Source organism: Leptolyngbya sp. AN02str, from assembly GCF_050565595.1.
Lineage (GTDB): Bacteria > Cyanobacteriota > Cyanobacteriia > Elainellales > Elainellaceae > Kaiparowitsia.
The window spans coordinates 53136-72454 of sequence record NZ_JBNXVR010000011.1; the positions used below are offsets into that span (position 1 = coordinate 53136).

Consider the following 19319-nt stretch of genomic DNA (forward strand, 5'->3'; position numbering starts at 1 on the left):
TGTGCGATGCGCAAACCTGAGAAAAGCCCTTAACCGAAACTGATGTTAATCAACTTCGTCTCTGAAATCGTGATGAATCCAATTCAAAATTTGTTCAAATTGGAACTGGTCTGCGAGTTCGGTTAATTGAGTGGCCAAGGTGGCAAATTCTGGCGAAAGTTGAGCTGTAAGTTCAATAATTGCGCGATCGTTTCCGTGCATGGTTGCTTTTTCTAGCTGGTTCAGCCATGTGGGGGAAAGCTGCCCAAGCAAGGCCGTATCAAGCAGTGGATGGGGTGGTGGAGGAATGACTGAAACATCGACCGTAGAAGAATTGTGGGATCGTTCCGACTCTGCATATTCATAGTCTAGGCCCAGGTGCTCGGACAGTTTGAGGAAAACTGTTTCTTCCCGAAATGGCTTGTTGATGTAGTCGTTGCATCCGACGGCTAAGGCCAGGGCGCGATCGTCTTGCGAGGCTTGGGCTGTCAGGGCCAGAATGATCGTTGTTTTATCTTGTTCCATGCTACGGATTTGTCGGGTTGCTTCGTAGCCATTCATTCCTGGCATGCGAATATCCATCCAGATGAGGTCGGGCTGCCAATCTTGCCATCGTTGAACGGCCTCTCGCCCTGTGGTTGCTTCTCGAACCTGTAGGCCGATTCGAGTCAACAACCGCACCATTAACAACCGATTTTCGCGTTGATCATCCACAACCAGGATGCGATAGGTGGGCTGGCCGGGAGCTAACCCAATCACCGTGCGATCGCCCGGTTCGTGAGTGATGGGTACCTCATCCGTTGCGCACACCGTTATGGTGACTGTAAACGTACTGCCCACATTGGGAACGCTCTGTACCGCGATCGTTCCGTTCATTAAATCAATCAACCGACGGGTAATTGCCAACCCTAACCCAGTCCCGCTGGTGGATTTTTTGCCTGCTTCCGCCTGAACAAACGCTTCAAAAATGGTGTCTTGTTCTTCGGGGGCAATGCCAATGCCCGTATCAATCACCTCGAACTGTAGCGTGTAGGCAACAGGCAGTATTTGGCTGATTGTTGAGCTGTGGTGTGTGTGCAAGTGGAGCCTAGAGCAAGCATGAGTTGGGGCTTCTTGCCAGGTATTGCGGAGCGTAACGTGTCCTTGCTTTGTAAACTTAATGGCGTTACTCAACAGGTTAAGCAATACCTGACGCAACTTTTGTTCATCAGCAATGATGAACTGGGGGGTATCTGGTGCGAGATCAAAGGTGAGTTGCAACCCTTTGGAACTGGCTCGTTCTAGCATCATGCTGTGAAGCCCTTGCAAGAGGGCACCCAGATCAAACCCAACTTCCTTTAAAGTGCTATGGCCGGCTTCAATTTTGGAAAGATCCAAAATATCGTTGATCAGGTTTAAGAGATGATCGCCACTGCGCTGAATGGTATACAGATCGTCCAGTTGGTCGGCAGTTAGGGTGGGGTCATGGGTCATGACTTGAGCGAATCCTAGAATGACATTCAGCGGCGTTCGCAGTTCGTGACTCATGTTGGCGAGAAACATACTTTTGGCCAGGTTGGCGGCTTCTGCGGCTTCTCGGGCCTGCTGCAAGGCAACTTCTTTGCGCTTGCGATCGCTAATGTCTTGTCCAATTCCTAAAAACCGCTCACCCGAAAGCGGTACATTGGCCCAGGAAGTTTCTAAGGACTGCTGTTGAGCATTGAGCGTGGTGAGATCTTTCCAAGCTCCGGTTGCTGCCAGCATATGCTCCAGCACCATTTGGCGATAGGCTGGATCGGGGTAGCATTCGACTAAAATATCGTGCTGCTTCCAATCTTCCAAGCTCCACCCTAGCGTTTGTTCTAGCTCTGGGTTAATTAACTCAATCGAGCCTTGGCTGTTGAACAGGGCAATCATGACCGGAATGTGGTCAACAATCGCCTGGAACATTTCTTTTTGCTCTCGTAATGCTTCTTCTGCACACTTTCGATCGGTAATATCCATCACGGTGCCGAAATAGCGATGAATCCCTCCAGCCTCGTTGTGGACGGCGATCGCCTTTCCTGCTACCCATGTCACCGTACCATCGGGTCGCTGAAAGCGGTATTCCAGCACAAAAGTCCGACCTAGCTGGGTGGACTGTGTCCATTCCATGACAACTTGCTCCCGATCATCTGGATGCAGAGCCTGTTGCCATCCATTGCCTATGGCATCGGCAAATGATAGCCCAGTCATCTCCAGCCAACGGGGATTGACATATACGCACAGCCCATCGTCATCCGCTTGAAAAATGCCAACCGGAGCATGGGTTACCAATATGCGGAAGCGGGCTTCACTTTTCTGTAAAGCCATTTCTGCCTGTTTGCGCTCGGTAATATCTGAGGCTAGGCCAATGGTGCTTTTTACGTTTCCTTTCTCATCAAATGTGGGAAACGTTCGGCTCAAAATCCAGCGAATGGAGCCATCGGGCCGAATGATGCGATATTCCTTTTGAAACGGTTCTCCTATGATTTGCTGTTGCAAATCGGCTGTTACCCAGGGCCGATCGTCAGGATGAATGCTTTCCAGCCAGGAAGCAGGATTTTGGTACAGGCTCTCACGCGATCGCCCCCAAATCGTTTCATAGGCGAGACTGACATAATCGACTTGCTGAACATCGGGTGTGTTGATGAAGAAGACATCTTGAATGGTTTCGGCAATTTGTCGAAACCGTTCTTCGCTCTGGCGAACAATGTGTTCTGCCTGTTTGCGCTCGGTAATATCCCGCGAGATACACAAAATCGACTCAATCTCACCCTGGGCGGAATATTCGGGAACGATCGCCATTTCAAAACAGCGATCGCCTTCTAGCGTGGGGGTTTCAAACTCAATGATTTGTTTTTGCCCCGTTTCAAGTAAGCGGGCTGCTGCCGCTTCCCAGGCAGTAATCATGCCCTCATCCATATCCAACTCTTGACAGGTCTTCCCAAAAAAGACATCAGGAGATAAGCCGGTGAGGCGGGTTAAAACAGGGCTAACGTAGAGATGGCGCAGATTTAGGTCAAAGCGTTCAATAATATCGGGAGAATTTTCAATCAGATTCTGAAATCGCTTTTGTGAAATGGCCAAGGCCACTTCAGCAACTTTGCGATCGGTAATATCGAGCGCGGTGCCAAATAGTTTTTCGATCTGTCCCTGGTCATTGAATCTGGCTTTTCCCCGGGCTTCGATATAGCCCAGCGTGCCATCTTTTTTGAGGGTTCTAAGTTCAATCTCGTAGGGCATTCCCTCGCGGGTGGCGCGTTCTAGAACCTGCTGTAGGTGATCGCGATCATCGGGGTGAATGTAATTAAAATGTTCGGCATAGCCTGGCTCTGGATTGTGAGGATCAAAGCCAAACATGCGGAACATTTCATTTGACCAGGTAATGTGTTGTGTGGCGACATCTAGCTCCCAGTTGCCCAAATGAACCATTGCCTGAGCCTCGGCCAAAGCAGCTTCACTCTTCCGCAGTCTTTCAATCGCTTCTCTGCGTTCATCTTCCATGCGTTTGCGATCGCTGATATCCGTCATCATGGCGATCGCCCCAGCATACTGCCCCATCGCATCCAACAAAGGACTGGCAGACACCAACACCCATAGCGCCGAACCATCCCGCCGCTCAAATTCAAATTCGTACTGTCCGGACAAGCTCTGATGATTGTGGTGCAGGTGAGCCTGGGCCAAGTCTCGGTTTGCTTGCGTCATAAAAGCAAAGACAGGCTGACCCAGCATATCTTCCACGTCGTACCCTATCAAAGCTGCCATTCGAGGATTCACAAATGTCGTTCGGTGCTCGGCATCGAGCATCCAAACGCCTTCCATCGCCGTTTCAATAATGTTGCGATATCGAGCCTCGCTGGCTTGTAGGGCAAGCTCTTGGCGCTTGTTTTCTGTAATATCCAGGTGGCTGCCCACCATGCGAATCACCCTGCCCGCTGCATCTTTGAGGTGCAGCGCCCGCGACAGCACGTAGACCGTTGATCCGTCCTTATGGTGAAACCGTTGAATGGTTGTAAAGTGATCGACTTTGCCACTGTTGTAGGCTTCTGTCAGTTGGAGAGCTGCCGCCCGATCCTCCTCGTAAATGAGCGATGCCCACATTTCAAGGCTGTTTTCCAGCTCATGATCGGCATAGCCCAGCATGGCTTTCCACTGCGGCGAGAAGTAAATTTCATGGGTCAACAGGTTCCAGTCCCAAAAGCCTTCTGATGAGGCTTGCAGCACAAGTTCAAGCTGCTCTTTAGTCCACTTCAGTTCTAGCGCGGCTTGTTTGCGCTCGGTAATGTCGCGCACCACAACCAAAACTTCATTGTCCCAAAGGCGGGTAATGCACGCTTCTTCGTAAAAGATCTGGCCTTGGTCATTGAACTCGTATTCTTGCCACTGAGTTTCGCCCGTGGCGATCGCCTGTTGAGCCAGGTGCACCCGCTCTTGAGCAATATCCGCAGGCAATATATCAAAAATTGAAGCCGTCTCAAGCTGGGCTCCATTCTTGGGCCACAATCGGTGTACGTTGCCTGGGTTAATGATTTGAAGCTGCACACCATCCTGCCGCATCCGCATCAAAAAGTCGGGAACCGCCTGAATTAATGCCCGGTTGGTTGTTTCACTCGCTTGAAGCGCGGCTTCTGTCTTCTTTCGCTCGGTAATGTTAATGTGGCAACCAATCATGCGCAGCGGATTCCCCGCATCATCCCACTCAATCACCTGCCCAGAGCAAATCACCCAAACAATCGATCCATTTTTGTGGCGATAGCGCACTTCGTTGTAGTACCGGGTTGCTCCACGGCTTTGAAAGTGCTGTTCCAACTGCTCATTCACCCTGAGTAAGTCTTCCGGCAAGAGCAGCGCTTCCCAGACTTTGGGAGAATTGGGCAGCTCATGGGTTTCATAGCCAAACATGCGTTTAAAGCCAGGACTCAAATATGCGTACTCGTTGGGAATATCCCAATCCCAATAGCCTGCAAAACTAACGTCAAGAATTTGTTCTAGCAGTTTGAGTTCTCCGCTAACTTCTTTCGCTTTCAGTTCCAGCGCATCTGCCCGCTGGCGTTCCGATTCAAGCTGTTTGTTGGCGGTAATGTCCTGCACGATGTAGGAAAACTGCGATCGCCCACTTTCGGCAACCCCAATGTGGGAGACCACAACCGATAACCAAGCATGGTGAGTTGGTGTGATGTGTTCATAGGTAAACTGAACCGGCTGCTGACTAGCTTGGCTCTGATGGTAGTATTGCATCCACTGGCGAATGTACTCTGGCGGTACCCCAATCTCGCTAGCCCATCGGTGGTCTAGGGTTTCAGGAGTCACCCCAAAAAAGGCCAACGTAGCCGGGTTATGGAACGTATGGAAAATATCGTGGTCGGATAACTCTACCACTCCCATCATCAGTGGCGATGTTTCGTAAAAGATGCGGAGAGTCGCGGCTTGCTGTTGCAGAAGGGCTTCGGCAGCTTTGCGATCGCTAATATCTCGATGGGTGCCTGCCATGCGCAACGGTTGGCCCTGTTCATTGCGGGCAACCACCTTCCCGTAGTTGGTCATCCACCTCCATTCGCCCGATTGGGTGCGAACTCGGTAGTCAAACTGGTACGGAACGGAGGAATCGGCTAGGTGGGCTTGCAAGCGATCGGCAACCCAGGGCCAATCATCCGGATGGCTAATCTGCTCCCAGATCTCAGCATTGGGGTGTAATTCTCCCGGTTGAAATCCCAACAGCTCACACATGCGAGGATTAAAGAACACCTCCCCGGTTTGAAGGTTCCAATCCCACAGGCCATCTCCCGAACCTTCGAGAGCCAGTTGCAAACGCCGCTCACTTTCTTCCAGGGCTGCTTCGATTTTTTGGCGAGCAGTTACATCAATGCCAATGCCACCGATCGCCACATGACCCTGCTGGTCATAAATCGGAAACTTGCGACTCAGAAACGTATGAGGCTCTCCATCCATCGATACGGCGCTCTCTAGGGCTTCTAGCACCTCGCCCGAGTCCAGAACCTGTTGGTTGTTGCGCAGGTACTCTTGAGCAATTTCTGTGGGGAAAAGGGAAGCTAACGATGCGCCAAAGGCCGTTTGCTCGGTGAGACCAACAAACGCTAACCAGGCTGGATTGGCATAGTTGATAATGCCCTCCGCATCTGCGATCCAGGTTGCAGCAGGCACATGGTTCATAAACGACTGGAAGCGATGCTGGCTGGCCTGGAGCGAGGCTTCTGCTTGGTGGCGTAAGCGCTCTTCCTGCTTGCGCGTGCGAATGTCCTGAATGATTTTTGACGTGCCAATGACGTGCCCATCTGGATCAATCACGGGCGACATTGTAATGGAGACATCAATCAAGCGCTGATCTTTAGTAAAGCGTTGGGTTTCGTAGGTTTCTAAGCGTTGGCCCTGGTTGACTCTGGCCTGAATGTTCTCGGCTTCTGGTTGATGCTGTGGAGGAATGAGCATCTTGAACGGTTGGCCAATGGCTTCTGTTGCGGGATAGCCAAATAGGGCTTCTGCGGCCGGGTTCCAACTGGTAATGATGCCGTCTACCGTGAGGCTAATGATGGCGTTTTGGGAAGATTCAACGATTGCGGCCAGCCGCCGAACCTGGTTCTGTTCTTCTAGCAGTTCGGCTGCGGTTTGCTTGTAGCGCTGAATTTCCTCACACAGTTGGGTGTTGGTTGTTTCGAGTTCGCGAGTTCGGTTGGTCACGTCGGTTTGCAAAGCTGCCTTGGCGGTTTGCAATTGCTCAATTAACGCAGCCTGATCAATGGCAATTCCAACGTGTAGGGTCAGCAGTTGCAGTCCTTCTATTTCGAATGGCTGCCACGATCGCGCGGCTTGGCAGTGGTGAACGATGAGTAGTCCCCACAGACCTTCACTGCTAAAGATGGGGCTGATGAAAGTGGCCTGAACGTGGAGTCTGGCGAAAGCTTCGGCGTGGCCCTGAGGTAAGGTGGCGGTGGCCACATCGGCGATCGCCCAGTAGGGTTGATCCTCCTTTGCGATGAGCCCGCTTAGGTAAACCCCAGGATCATCGGCGGTCTGCTCCATCAGCGACCATTGAGGTTCGGATACGGCCTCGACAACAATCGTGCCGGACCCTTCGGCATTGAACTGATAGATGAACGCGCGATCGCCCTGCAACAACCGCTGCACTTCGCCAACCGTTGTGTGTAGCATTTGGGTTACATCACGAGCCTGACGGATGCGCTGGGCCATCGTGTGCGCCAAATTGCTCCAGGATGCCCCCAATCGGGAGCTGGAATTGCCAGTATTACCACCATTGGGAGTGCCGCGATCGTGTGGCGTCTCTGCACTGCTCATCCGTACTATCTCCTTCGAGCTAAACTCAACTCAATCTCGCGTAAACGGGTAGGGATTTTCTATCGATGAGCCGTTTATCCATGCCCCCCTCTTAGTCTCTACTCCCAACTGCCCAATCCTAAACGCCCAAACTATTCAGTGCCTAATACCATAAGTGCCCAAGACAAACAGGTGGATTCCCGTAGATTATCAAAACTTTGGATTATCTAGCTTTAACCATATCTGGCTCCCAATAGGTGCGATCCATCTGCAAAATCAGTCTGGGCCGTTCATGATGTTCAATAAGCTATGCCCACGATAGCTTTTGGCAGATTTTGACAGGTTGCTAGCCAGCCTCAAGCGGTTCAGTCCCACCAAATCAATGACCTCAGACAGAGGTTGCTTGTTCTTCCCGTTCACTAGCATCCATGCAATACATCCAAAAGGAATAGGTGGGTCTTTGATTGGTTCGCGCTGGTTGTGTACGATTGCGCTGAGATGCGATCGCACACAACCATACCGCTGGTTTATGCCTCGGTTAGGCATCGCTGTAGATTCGCTGCGGGCAAAACGGGTTTTGACCACGGCTTCTGTGATGTTTGATGCGGTGCATGGTCCAGGTGGCTCACCCAGTTTTGGCTGCCCCTTTCATCAACCATCTGCTTTGATGCACTCTTACATTGGCTGCATGATTTTTGGGGTGTGGGCTTGGCCTGCCCTCCCCAAAATCATGACCTGGTGGGATGCATCTTACCTACATCTCACATGCATCTCAATCGATGAGAGGCCGCGTGTTTACGAAATATCAGAAGTTCATCAAAGCTTCTCAAGATTGAGCTATCCTCGGTCGGTGATAGGCGAGAGAGGGAACTGCCATATGCCAAATGGACAGTCGAATGGACAACCGTTGATCATTGATCCCACTGATTTGGAAGAAGTGCACCAAGCCTTACCCTGCGCCCCCGCGTTAAACAGCTGGGATACAGACGATCGCAACATTTTGGTCTTGCATTACGAACCTCATCCGGCGCATGAAGTGCCTGAATACGCAACCCAGCACCATGTCCTGCCCATTTGGAGCTTTAACAGTCAGGCAAAAATTGAAGCGAGATTAGACGATCGCTCGTATGATGGCATGTTTGGCAATGGAGCCAGTGGCCTCATTCCTGCAAACTTCAATCATTGGGCCGTGTGGGATCGAGACATTATTTTAACGGTTGTATTTTTGCATCCTAAGTTTGTTGAGCAGGTGGCGTCGGATCTCGCTAAAGGTGGCTTGGTTGAACTCATTCCCAAGCACAATACGGAAGATATTGTGTTATCTCAGTTGGGATGGTTGCTGAAAAGTGATTTGGAGCATGGATGTCCTTCGGGACATTTGTATCGAGATTCGATCGCTACGGCGTTGGCTGCTCGTATCGTTAGCTATCATTCGGTCTGTTCGATTTTGCGCAAGCCAGCGTTACAGGGTTTATCAGCGCAGCGTTTACAAACTGTGATCAGCTATATTCACGATTTTTTGGAGCAAGATATTCGCCTGGTAGATTTAGCTGCGTTGGTTGGTTTGAGTGAGTATTATTTTTGTCGAGCGTTTAAGCAATCTGTGGGAGTTTCGCTTCATCAATACATTATTCAACAGCGGCTAGAAAAGGCAAAACAGTTACTTCAATATCGGCATTTAACTCTGGCCCAAATTGCCCAGGAATGCGGCTTTAGCAGCCATAGTCATTTGACTCAGCAGTTTGAACGGGTGTTTGGAATTTCGCCAAAAGTGATGCGATCGCAGGGGCAAGATTTTGACAATTTGGAAGCGCAAGAATCTGAAAGCTGATTTTCGACAAATCCATTAAAGTGGCCGGAGCTTTATGTAGAACAGGACTTATGCAAGCCCACTAAATCTGGTGTGTTGGTGTTGTGGGTAGGGTGCTTCGCACCCTACCCACAACACCAATGCGTAAGTCCAATATGAGTTAATTCAAAAACTTGATCCGTTTGTTTGCAGTCACGCACAAAGCCAAGGCACTTTAGCAGAAGCAATTGACCTCGTTTTGAGAAGCTACTTGCCAGAATTGTTAATTCATCGAGACGAGATTGTTCGCTTCATGTGGATTTTTATGGCCTGCAATAGATTATCGCAAGGCTCACAAACGATTGTAAGTCTAGCAATCATGGGATATGAGCGTAGCTCGCATCCCATGATTGAATCGTGTCACTCCTAGCCCAATGGACTTCTTGCATCAATGCATTTTTGAAGGCGTGAATTGGTGTGTGGCACTGCCACACACCAATTCACGCAAGAGGTCTAATGAAGGTGGGTGATGGGAAAGACAATGGGTGCTTTGTCAGGAGCGATGCTGCCCTTTTTGGAAAAGTGCAGTTATAAAGAGAAAAGCTCCCTCTCGCGCATTCACCATTTTTTCCCATGAACATTGCTCCACAGGCCTGGGTTCGGCGTTGGATTGCAAACTGGTGGTTTCGTCAAGGACTCGCCAATATGCGTAGAGCGGCGTATCCCCGTGCGATCGCTCACTTTTCGAAAGCCCTGCCTCACCACTCGGACCCCACCCATGTCCTGGTGATGCGAGGGTTAGTCCATTGGCGCAATGAGCAAATTTCTCAAGCGATAACAGATTTTGATGCGGCGATCGCCCGCAACCCCACCTGTGCCAAAGCCTACGGCAATCGTGGCCTGATGCGCTATCAACACGGCGACGAAGTGGGTGCCCTTGCCGATTGGGCCCTCGCTCTGCATTACCGACCGGGCTATGCCGAAGCCAGCTACAACCGAGCGTTACTGCATGCCAATCAGCATCGCTATGTCGAGGCCCTTGCCGATTTTGATCGGGCACTCACCGCCAACCCAAACTTAGCCGATGCCTACTTACATCGAGGCAATGTTCGTCAAGAACTAGGCGATCGCCTCGGTGCCATCAAAGACTGGGAACTGGCCTTAATCAACGATTTAAGCCTAGAGCCTGCCCGCAAACGACTCCTTGCCGCCCGCAAAGAATCGCGCGATTTGCACCTGGCGCAAACCTTACAAACTGCTCTAAAGACCGACGACCTCACCATCGAGGCTCACGTTCACGGCAACGATATCGACATCATCATTCATCGGGCTTTGGGCGCGGCAGTCAACTATTTCAAAATGGCAAACCAACTGCGCCATCATCTCCAATCTCTCAAAATCAACGGTATTCGCCACTTTCGGATGATTGGCCGAGTGGGCGATCGCGGCTATCCCGAATGGGAGCAAAGCTACCGATTGTATGACGAAAATCCTTGTCCACCCAGTTACTGGGGCCTTGCCATTCTCGCTACAACTGCGCTGTTTCCTCCTTTGGGAATTGTCGCGCTTGTCTATGCCGCTCAGGTGAAACGGCATTATCGCAACGGTGAATTGAGTGCCGCCGAACGGGCATCCAAAACAGCCAAACAGTTGTCTCTTGTGAGTGCTGGAATCTTTGGATTAATCGTGAGCGTTGGCGTGGTGTATGTGATGCTGAATCCTGTCAATCATTGGATGCTTGAACAGGGGCCTCCTGTGCGCACGCGGGGTTGGCTCTTTCGTCGATGAACCGTTATCGCTGACGTGAGCGTGTCGAGGGCATCAAGCATTCCATCTTGCATTACAGCTTGAGCCAACTTTCCATGGGTTCCGTGGATTTCACCACGTGCATTCCGGCGGTGGTAAACCGTTCATAGGCAGCATCGGCCTGGTTTGTAAAGTCCACCACACCCGGTACCACAACTGGAGACGCACAATCCTCCAGCAAATAAACTTTTTGCGCCAGCTTGGGGTTACGCGCCTTAATTTCGCGCAGCAGATCATCCACGGTCCAGGCGACGCAATGGCTCTTGGCTTGCCCTGCAATCACCACGGCATCAAAGTCTAGCAAAGTGTCGATCAAGCCTGTATTTTTGTGCGCGATCGCCCGCTGATGGTGATCCATCATTACCTCTGGCTTGAGCACCGAGTAGTTTTCGGTCAGCGGATTGCTGCCCTTTAGCTCAAATCGAGTTTGCTGCTGTCGTGCGATCGCATGGAAGAAGCATGCCTCCTCAAAAGCCGACACCAACGCATGGCCAACTCCGCCCAGCATGGAGTGATACGGCCAAATTGTGAGCGGAAACTTTCCTTCCGATTCCAACTGCTGCACATAGTGTCGTGCATAGGCCTGCAACTGCTCTGCATCTCCGCCAAAGATGCGGGAACCGAGCGCCGGATTGGCCCGCCACACTCCTCGCTCCACGTCGTCTCGGGTAATCATGGTCATTGCAGGGGGGTGCTCACCCGCCTCATTGACCCACGCAATGGCGTGAAACACCTGCGCCGCCGTGTGGGTATCCATCGTCACGACCAGTTCTGTCAACCGAGCCAGATTGCGATATATAAACTCACACAGGCGCACATTGTCCTCTACTGCGCCCATGCCCGATCGCCCACCGACAAACAGCTCATAGCTTGGAATGCAAAACGTATTCTGCACATCGATCGCCAGCAAGCAAATGTTGACATCATCCTGGCTGGCTGGGGCAATGCCATACTCATTGGCCCATGCCGCCGCCGCGATCGCGCGTTCCTCATACGGCACACGCCACACCTCCGCCACACGACGCGAATCAAAATGGGTAGGAATAGGCAGCGGTGTGGTCGTCAGCATAATTTTAGTAAATTTCACCAAAATTCAGGATGCTTCGATTATGCCGCAATTTTTTTTGATTGTCAGCTCATCTTTCAAGTTTGCTGGCAAGTTTGCTGGGGATCGGGAAGGGCGAACGTTCGGCAGAATGGCCCATAACCCGGCATCCCCATGCACGATTCCGATGGCATTTGATAGGGAGATGCCCGTTCACCTGCTGGAAAGCTGGCAGCTCAGTTTATTGACACAGATTATCAAAAAACTCACAATCAGGAATTGACATGACCAACAGCTAATTGAAATCCATGGCGATCGCACTTTCCAATGCAACGTGGCGCGAACTTTGGGCAGAAAGCCGACAGCAGGCTTCTCAGGCGGATCTTGAAGATGCGGGCGATCGCATTGCCCAATGTCCAGCCCAGTTTGCAACGGGGTACAAGCGCGATATCGCCTTGCGAAATGGCATTGATCTAACGCTACATCGGTACGAGCTTTATGACGATCTCGTCTTCACCGATGTTCAGCCCGAAGATCAGGGTTGTGTAGAGTTTGTGTTCAATCTGTCATCCCGTTTTAGATATTGGGATGGCGTTTGTCTGGAAGCTGGGCAGCATTGTTTGCATGGGGTGTTTGCCCCAGAGAGTAAAGAAGCCTTCATTCACTTTGCTCAAGAGCCAACTCTGGAAGTCGATATTCATTTAGAACCTGCGGTACTTCAGTCGTTGCTGGGTCTCGACCAGCCAACATCCTCCAACCTGATGGAACGGCTTCCGTTGGATGTGCAGCGCATCATTGCCGGAGAGAGCGACGTTGCAATTTCTGCCATTCGTCATTGCTCACCTACCATGCGGGTGGTGTTGCAGCAAATTTTGGACTGTCCCTACCAGGGCATGGTAAAGCAACTGTATTTGGAAAGTAAATCGCTGGAAATGCTGGCCCTTTGGCTCAATCAGGTGTTGTCTGACGAGGCTGTGTCTCACCCATCGCTGTCTGATTTGCGCTCGGATGATGTCGATCGCATTCATCACGCCCGAGAAATTTTGATGCAGCAAATGGAGCATCCTCCTTCGTTGGCTGACCTGGCACGACAGGTTGGCCTCAATGATTGCACACTAAAACGCAGATTTCGTCAGGTATTTGGCACTACGGTATTTGGCTATTTGCATCACTATCGGATGGAGCAGGCGCGATCGCTGTTACGTGACGATCAACTGTCTGTAACCGCGATCGCTCGCCGCGTAGGATACAACAATCTGTGTGCTTTTAGCACCGCATTTCGCAAAAAGTTTGGCGTCAGCCCACGGGAAATGAGAGGCTAGCGGGTCATTTTGGAAGAATTCCGTTTCAACAAACAAAAATTCCGTTTCAGCAAAGTTCTCCCCTATCCATGGGTTCCCATTTCAGGCAAAGTAATTGAGAAGAATTCCTAACTGTTGAGCTGTGGGCTAAGTCAGGAGTGTTGTGGGTCGCGGATGCAGAGCATTTGACCCACAACACAAACTCCACGAGGGATGGACTGACGCCAGTCTTGGGGCTGTGGGGGTGGAATGCTTCAACGTGGGATGCCTCAACGGAAGAGGTCAAGGTGTGAGAAGCATGCAGAGCAAGTATCTATTGATCGGTTTGATGAGTGTGTTGTCGGGGGTAACAGCTCAGCCCGGTTGGGCAGATGAGAACACCCACATCACCGCAAATGACCCGCCATCTTTGGAAACAGGGGCGATCGCAGAAGTACCGTACTTGAGTGAGTTAGAGTCAGCCATTACTGATTCAGCAAGGACTGATGTAGATGGATGGATCGCACAGGTCGCGCAAACACCAGCCCCCATCACCAATATTCGGCTGATCCCAGCGGATGGCAGCCTTGAGCTGATACTAGAAACCCAAGCCGAGATCACGACAGCTCCCGTTACTTCAACGCTGGGCAATGCTGCGATCGCTGAAATTGCCAATGCGGTGCTAGCCACCCCAGAAGATGGTTCATTTGAGCAGTTTGAGCCGGTAGACGGGATCGCGCTTGTAAGCATCACCGAGTTGCCCAATAATCGGGTGCGAATTTCGATTACGGGAACCGAGGCACCACCCGAAGTTCAGGTGCGTCTGGAAGCCGGTCGGCTGGTGCTGGCAGCGATGCCAAGCTCATCTGTAGCCAGCAGTGCCGAAGAGACCGCAATTCAGGTACAAGTTACAGGAACCCAGAACGAAGGATATGCCCCCTCCACCGCTAGCACTGGAACCCGTATCGAAGCACCTCTGCGCGATGTGCCGCTGACGCTTCAGGTCATTCCTCGCGAAATTATTGAAGACCGTCAGATTACGCGATTAACGGAACTGGCAGACAACGTTCCCGGTGTTGAGCCTGCTTCTGGCTATGGCGGGCTACCTTCCAATGACTATTACATTCGCGGCTTTAACGTAGGGGAAAGCTTCCGTAATGGGTTTCGGGATTTCACGTTCATTAGCCCGCGCGATCTGGCCAATGTAGAACGGGTTGAGTTTCTGCGAGGGCCAGCTTCTGTGCTGTACGGTGGCGGCTTTAACCTGAGTGGTGCGGTCAATACCGTAACAGAGCGGCCTCTAGCCACGCCTCGCTATGAACTGGATGGCACCATTGGCACCGATGGATTTTATCGCTCAGCCCTTGATTTAACTGGCCCCCTGGTTGATGATTCGTTGCTGTATCGCCTCAATCTTGCGTATACCCATGCGGATAGTTTTCGCGATTTCAACGAAAGCGAGAGTTTATTTGTGTCTCCAGCATTGACCTGGAATCTTGGCCCAAACACGACGTTAACCGCTGAATTTGAACATCAAAATTTTGACTATGTGTTCGATCGTGGTTTTCCACCAGGAGAGCTATTTTTACAACTGCCGCGCGATCGCTTCCTATTTGAGCCAGATCTGAATCGTGCTCAGTTTAGTTCAAACTACTTTGGCTATAACGTCACCCATGAATTCAACGATCAGTGGAAGATCCGTCAGGGATTTGGTGGGCTAATTATCAACGGAGAGACTGAGGCAGCGGTGATTACCAATTTCTCGTCGCCGTATGTTGCGGCCGATGGCCGAACCCTGGAACGAGAAGCCCAACGCACTGATGAATTTCAAGAGAACTTTTCCCTACAAACAGAAGTGATTGGGGAATTTAGCACAGGTTCCATCAACCACAATTTGCTGTTTGGAGTGGAATACGCTCGCTATCGGTTTGCCTACGATTTCTTTAGCGCGCCACTAGGTTCGATTGATATTTTCAATCCGGTTTATGGTGCGAGACCAGGAGCCTATTCTCCTAGCTTTTTTGATGAATATGGCACCGAGAATATTGGCCTCTATCTGCAAGATTTGGCCTATCTCACACCCAATCTCATTGTGTTGGCCGGAGGTCGGCTCGATTTTAACGACAACTTTTATCGCGATAACCTGAACAACACGACCTACAGCGAAAATTCAGAAACTGCTTTCTCACCGCGCTTAGGCTTGGTCTATCAACCCAGCGAAGATTCATCCATCTATTTCAACTGGGCCAATGCGTTTAGTCCCACTATCTTTGGTGGCAGAACTCGCACAGGAGAAGCCTTTGAGCCAGAGCGGGGAGAACAATTTGAAGTCGGTTTTCGCCAGGAATTGTTGGGCGATCGCCTTGCTGCCAACTTGGCGCTTTATCACCTGACTCGGCGCAATGTTGCAACTCCAGATCCACTAGATCCCAACTTTAGTATTCAAACTGGGGCGCAAACTAGCCGTGGCATTGAATTCGATGTGACGGGCGAAATTTTACCCGGATGGAACGTGATTGCCACCTATGCCCATACAGATGCCTTTGTTAGCGAAGATAATGATCTTCCCGTGGGCGATCGCCTTGCGGGTATTCCGCGCAACACGGCCAGCCTGTGGACAACCTACGAGATTCAAAGTGGCACGTTGCAAGGGCTAGGCTTTGGTTTGGGCCTGCTATATGTGGATGAACGCGAAGCTCAACTGCCCAATACCAACGTGACGCTGCCTTCTTACTTCCGGACGGATGCCCGTTTATCTTACCGTCGCGATAACTGGCAAGCCGCTGTAAATATCAAAAACCTGTTTAGTGTTGAGTACTTTAACACTCAGGGATTTTTCATTACACCACAAGCGCCGTTCACCGTATTGGCCAATGTTTCTGTAGAGTTTTAATGCATTCACAGTACCATACAAGCCATGATCAGCATCTTTCGCCGTATTCAATTCATGCTTTTGTGTCTTTTGGCTTTTGCTGCTGTGTCAGCTTGTAGTGGGCGATCGGTTCAAGTTTCTCCTTCGCCTGACGTGGCGAATGACTGCCATATCATTCAACATGTCTTTGGAAAGACCTGTGTACCGCTACATCCTCAGCGCGTTGTCACTTTGGGTGTGCCTAGTATGGGCAATGCGTTGGTTCTGGGCGTAAAGCCGATCGCCTCGACTTTGTACTTTGAGGATCCACCGCCTTATCTTGTGGAACATCTTCAATCGATTGAAAGTTTAGGCACTGCAGAACAGCCAAACCTCGAAACGATCTTGTCATTAAAACCTGATTTGATCATTGGGATTGAATATTCGACGGAAGCCATCTATGCGCAGCTATCCCAAATTGCTCCTACTGTTGTAGGGAAATGGAATGGCTACCCATCCTGGCGCGAGCATTTTGATTTTGTGGCGGAAGTGTTGGGTAAAACGGAAGAGGCGGAGCAGGTATGGGCAAATTATCACCAGCGAATTCAAGCCTTGCGTTCTGCATTGGGCGATCGCCTGCAAAATCTGGAAGTTGCCTTTGTTCACATTTGCTGTGGCACGATTGACATTGACCTGAGCAATTCGTTTAGCGGCAGCATTTTGCAGGATGCAGGAATCAAACGACCTCCGGCTCAGGCGGCTACCGTAGATGGGGGAATTGTGCTGCTTTCGGAGGAACGATTGATGGATATTAACGGCGACATTTTGTTTGTGGCTGCAAACGGTAGAGAAGCTGCCCTTAAGTTAGAAGAACTTAAGCAAAACCCGCTGTGGCAGCAGATCAAAGCTGTTCAGCAAAATCGCATTTATTCCGTAAACTACCCCACTTGGCGCGGAGGAAATCCCCTTGCGGCTGATGCGGTCATGGATGATTTGTTTCGGTACTTGGTGAATAGCCAAGAGTCGTAACTTTTGGAGCGATCGCTGTCCTTCTTGAATCACCCTATCGAATTTCTACATTCATTTTCCGCATTTCCTTTTTCGAGATGCTGATTTAGAGATGCTGAGCTTGCATCATTCTTACAGCAACAGGTAGAGCCTAGTGTGCTCCAATTTCTGCTGTTGATGTAGCGCCGTTGTCGTTCGTTGAGTAACTGCTTGTTATGCGTACCTTTATGACCATTTGGCTAGGTCAGTTGGTTTCCACCACAGGCAGCTATATGACCGAGTTTGCCATTGAACTGTGGACTTGGGAGTTAACTGGCTCTGCTACAGCGTTGGCGCTTGCTGCATTCTTTGCTCAACTGCCTCGCATTCCTGTTACTTTAGTTGCTGGCATCCTGGTTGATCGCATCAATCGAAAGCTGCTCATGATGTTAGGAGATGCGATCGCCGCCCTATCCACGCTTGCAATTCTGCTACTGTACGCTACGGATTCACTCCACATTTGGCACATTTATTTGATCAGTGCCGTAAATGGTGGATTTGCCCAAGTTCAAAGCTTGGCCTACTCAACATCGCTAGCGCTCATTGTTCCTCAGCAGCATTACACTCGCGCTAGCAGCATGGATTCTATCGTGCACTATGGCTCAGCTATCGTTGCACCAGCCCTAGCGGGCCTGTTGTATCCCGTGATTGGTTTAGTTGGCATTGCACTCATTGATCTGATGACGTTTGCGATGGCGATCGCGACTCTACTCTCTATCTCTATTCCTCAACCCCAACCCCTAACCCACCAACCCGTCAAAAGCTTTGCCGCATTAGCCTCTACCCTTTGGCAAGACATGACCTTTGGCGTTCACTATATTTGGACACATGCCAGTCTACGTGCGCTCCTAGGAGTTACGCTCCTCTTCTGGTTTGCTCACGACTTGGGAGGGGCTATCTACCATCCCATGCTTTTGGCTCGCACCAACAGCGACGCGGCCGTTTTGGGGAGCATTGCCTCTGCTGCGGGAATTGGCGGAGTGACTGGCGGCATCGTCCTGAGCATATCGGGTGGCCCCAAACGGCGCGTTCACGGTATGCTGCTCGGGTTCATTGGCGCAGGTTTGAGCAAAATTGTCGTTGGACTTGGGCGATCGCCTGTGGTTTGGCTCCCGGCTCAGTTCTGTTCCTCTTTGAACTTTCCCTTGCTGGGCAGTTCCGAAACCGCGATTTGGATGACTCAAATTGCTCCTGACATTCAGGGGCGAGTGTTTGCCGCCAATTCGCTGGGATTGCAAGTTGTGAGTGCGATCGCCACCTTAATTGCAGGTCCACTGGGCGATCGTGTCTTTGAACCTGCGATGCAATCCAACAGTCAGCTTGCGTCACTATTCAGCCCAATTGTGGGTACAGGAGCCGGATCTGGCATGGCATTGCTGTACATTATGACCTCGGTTGGCCTGCTGATCGTAGGCATCAGTGGCTATGCCCTTCCCAAACTGCAGCAGGTAGAGGAAGGGCATCCGGCTCAACCAAATGACGTATCTAGCTAGCTAGACAACATCAATAGCCTTAATTTAATTTACTGTTACCAAACGTTAGCGGCTGCTGTAGCGCTCTTCAGCCCAAGGTTCACCTCGACGATGGTAGCCGTTGCGTTCCCAAAAGCCCAACTCTTCATGGTCGAGAAACTCCAATCCTCGAATCCATTTTGCGCTCTTCCAGGCATAGAGGTGAGGCACCACAAGCCGCAGTGGCCCGCCATGCTCAGCTGGAAGAGGCTCACCAAATAGCTTGAATGCAAAGAAATTTTCGTCGCGGAGAAAGTCTTCGAGCGTCAGATTTGTGGTGTACTCAAAGCTTCCATCAGCATCCCCATAACAGTGCTGCATCACATGGGTTGCAGATGGCTCTAGCTCTACCGCCTTCATAAAATCAGTCACTTTAATACCGATCCACTGTACGTCCAGCTTGGACCATGTCGTGACACAGTGGAAATCAGCCGTAAATTCACAATGGGGCATGTTCATCAGATCTGCCCACTTCAGCGAAAGAGGCTTAGCCAAACCCCAAACTCGAAACTCCCAATTCTCCAAACTGATGTTTGGAGTATCGCCATAGGTTAAAACTGGAAAGCCTTTAGCAAGATGCTGCCCCGGTGGAACGCGATCGCTCATTTCTGGGCCCGGCTTTTGGAAGAATTTACCAATCATGGAGCTACTAGATGGAACGGTGATCTGTCGGTTTGGGCTCATTCTAACGCTGCTACTGCGATCGCGCGAGCCTAGCAAA

At 50.8% G+C, this 19319-nt stretch carries 9 protein-coding genes; 6 read left to right on the forward strand and 3 right to left on the reverse strand.

Annotated features, from left to right (window positions below; translation table 11 throughout):
• Nucleotides 1–45: 45 nt before the first annotated feature.
• Entirely contained in the window at nt 46–7290 is a 7245-nt protein-coding gene (locus ACQ4M4_RS10630; RefSeq protein WP_430684477.1) for a PAS domain S-box protein, read from the reverse strand.
• Between the two features lie 856 nt (nt 7291–8146).
• On the opposite strand from ACQ4M4_RS10630, the gene ACQ4M4_RS10635 reads away from it, so the two are divergent.
• Both ACQ4M4_RS10635 and ACQ4M4_RS10640 read left to right on the forward strand, forming a co-directional pair.
• Complete coding sequence (locus ACQ4M4_RS10635; protein WP_430684478.1) at nt 8147–9100, forward strand: helix-turn-helix transcriptional regulator; 954 nt, start codon at nt 8147–8149, stop codon at nt 9098–9100.
• Between the two features lie 591 nt (nt 9101–9691).
• Nucleotides 9692–10846 (forward strand): tetratricopeptide repeat protein, encoded by a 1155-nt coding sequence (locus ACQ4M4_RS10640; protein ID WP_430684479.1) that lies wholly within the window; start codon nt 9692–9694, stop codon nt 10844–10846.
• Nucleotides 10847–10898: 52 nt separating this feature from the next.
• On the opposite strand, the gene ACQ4M4_RS10645 is transcribed toward ACQ4M4_RS10640, so the two are convergent.
• On the reverse strand, nt 10899–11933 hold the full coding sequence (locus ACQ4M4_RS10645) for an isochorismatase (RefSeq protein WP_430684480.1): 1035 nt from the start codon (nt 11931–11933) through the stop codon (nt 10899–10901).
• Nucleotides 11934–12217: 284 nt separating this feature from the next.
• Between ACQ4M4_RS10645 and ACQ4M4_RS10650 the strand changes: the two genes are divergently transcribed.
• The 4 genes from ACQ4M4_RS10650 (at nt 12218) to ACQ4M4_RS10665 (ending at nt 18580) form a co-directional block, all read left to right on the forward strand.
• Nucleotides 12218–13231: a helix-turn-helix transcriptional regulator gene (locus tag ACQ4M4_RS10650; RefSeq protein WP_430684481.1), complete on the forward strand. Its 1014-nt coding sequence runs from the start codon at nt 12218–12220 to the stop codon at nt 13229–13231.
• A 277-nt stretch (nt 13232–13508) separates the two neighbouring features.
• On the forward strand, nt 13509–16082 hold the full coding sequence (locus ACQ4M4_RS10655) for a TonB-dependent siderophore receptor (RefSeq protein ID WP_430684482.1): 2574 nt from the start codon (nt 13509–13511) through the stop codon (nt 16080–16082).
• Between the two features lie 24 nt (nt 16083–16106).
• On the forward strand, nt 16107–17069 hold the full coding sequence (locus tag ACQ4M4_RS10660; RefSeq protein ID WP_430684483.1) for an ABC transporter substrate-binding protein: 963 nt from the start codon (nt 16107–16109) through the stop codon (nt 17067–17069).
• Nucleotides 17070–17275: 206 nt separating this feature from the next.
• Complete coding sequence (locus ACQ4M4_RS10665) at nt 17276–18580, forward strand: MFS transporter (protein ID WP_430684484.1); 1305 nt, start codon at nt 17276–17278, stop codon at nt 18578–18580.
• Nucleotides 18581–18625: 45 nt separating this feature from the next.
• Here the strand turns inward: ACQ4M4_RS10665 and ACQ4M4_RS10670 are convergent, their stop codons facing one another.
• Nucleotides 18626–19282, reverse strand: coding sequence for a sulfite oxidase-like oxidoreductase (locus ACQ4M4_RS10670; RefSeq protein ID WP_430684485.1), 657 nt, complete (start codon nt 19280–19282; stop codon nt 18626–18628).
• Nucleotides 19283–19319: the final 37 nt, after the last annotated feature.

Bases quoted from the DNA above. Each gene is read 5' to 3' on its own strand.
- ACQ4M4_RS10630 (WP_430684477.1), bottom strand. From the start codon at position 7,290: ATGAGCAGTGCAGAGACGCCACACGATCGCGGCACTCCCAATGGTGGT.
- ACQ4M4_RS10635 (WP_430684478.1), top strand. From the start codon at position 8,147: ATGCCAAATGGACAGTCGAATGGACAACCGTTGATCATTGATCCCACT.
- ACQ4M4_RS10640 (WP_430684479.1), top strand. From the start codon at position 9,692: ATGAACATTGCTCCACAGGCCTGGGTTCGGCGTTGGATTGCAAACTGG.
- ACQ4M4_RS10645 (WP_430684480.1), bottom strand. From the start codon at position 11,933: ATGCTGACGACCACACCGCTGCCTATTCCTACCCATTTTGATTCGCGT.
- ACQ4M4_RS10650 (WP_430684481.1), top strand. From the start codon at position 12,218: ATGGCGATCGCACTTTCCAATGCAACGTGGCGCGAACTTTGGGCAGAA.
- ACQ4M4_RS10655 (WP_430684482.1), top strand. From the start codon at position 13,509: ATGCAGAGCAAGTATCTATTGATCGGTTTGATGAGTGTGTTGTCGGGG.
- ACQ4M4_RS10660 (WP_430684483.1), top strand. From the start codon at position 16,107: ATGATCAGCATCTTTCGCCGTATTCAATTCATGCTTTTGTGTCTTTTG.
- ACQ4M4_RS10665 (WP_430684484.1), top strand. From the start codon at position 17,276: ATGACCATTTGGCTAGGTCAGTTGGTTTCCACCACAGGCAGCTATATG.
- ACQ4M4_RS10670 (WP_430684485.1), bottom strand. From the start codon at position 19,282: ATGAGCCCAAACCGACAGATCACCGTTCCATCTAGTAGCTCCATGATT.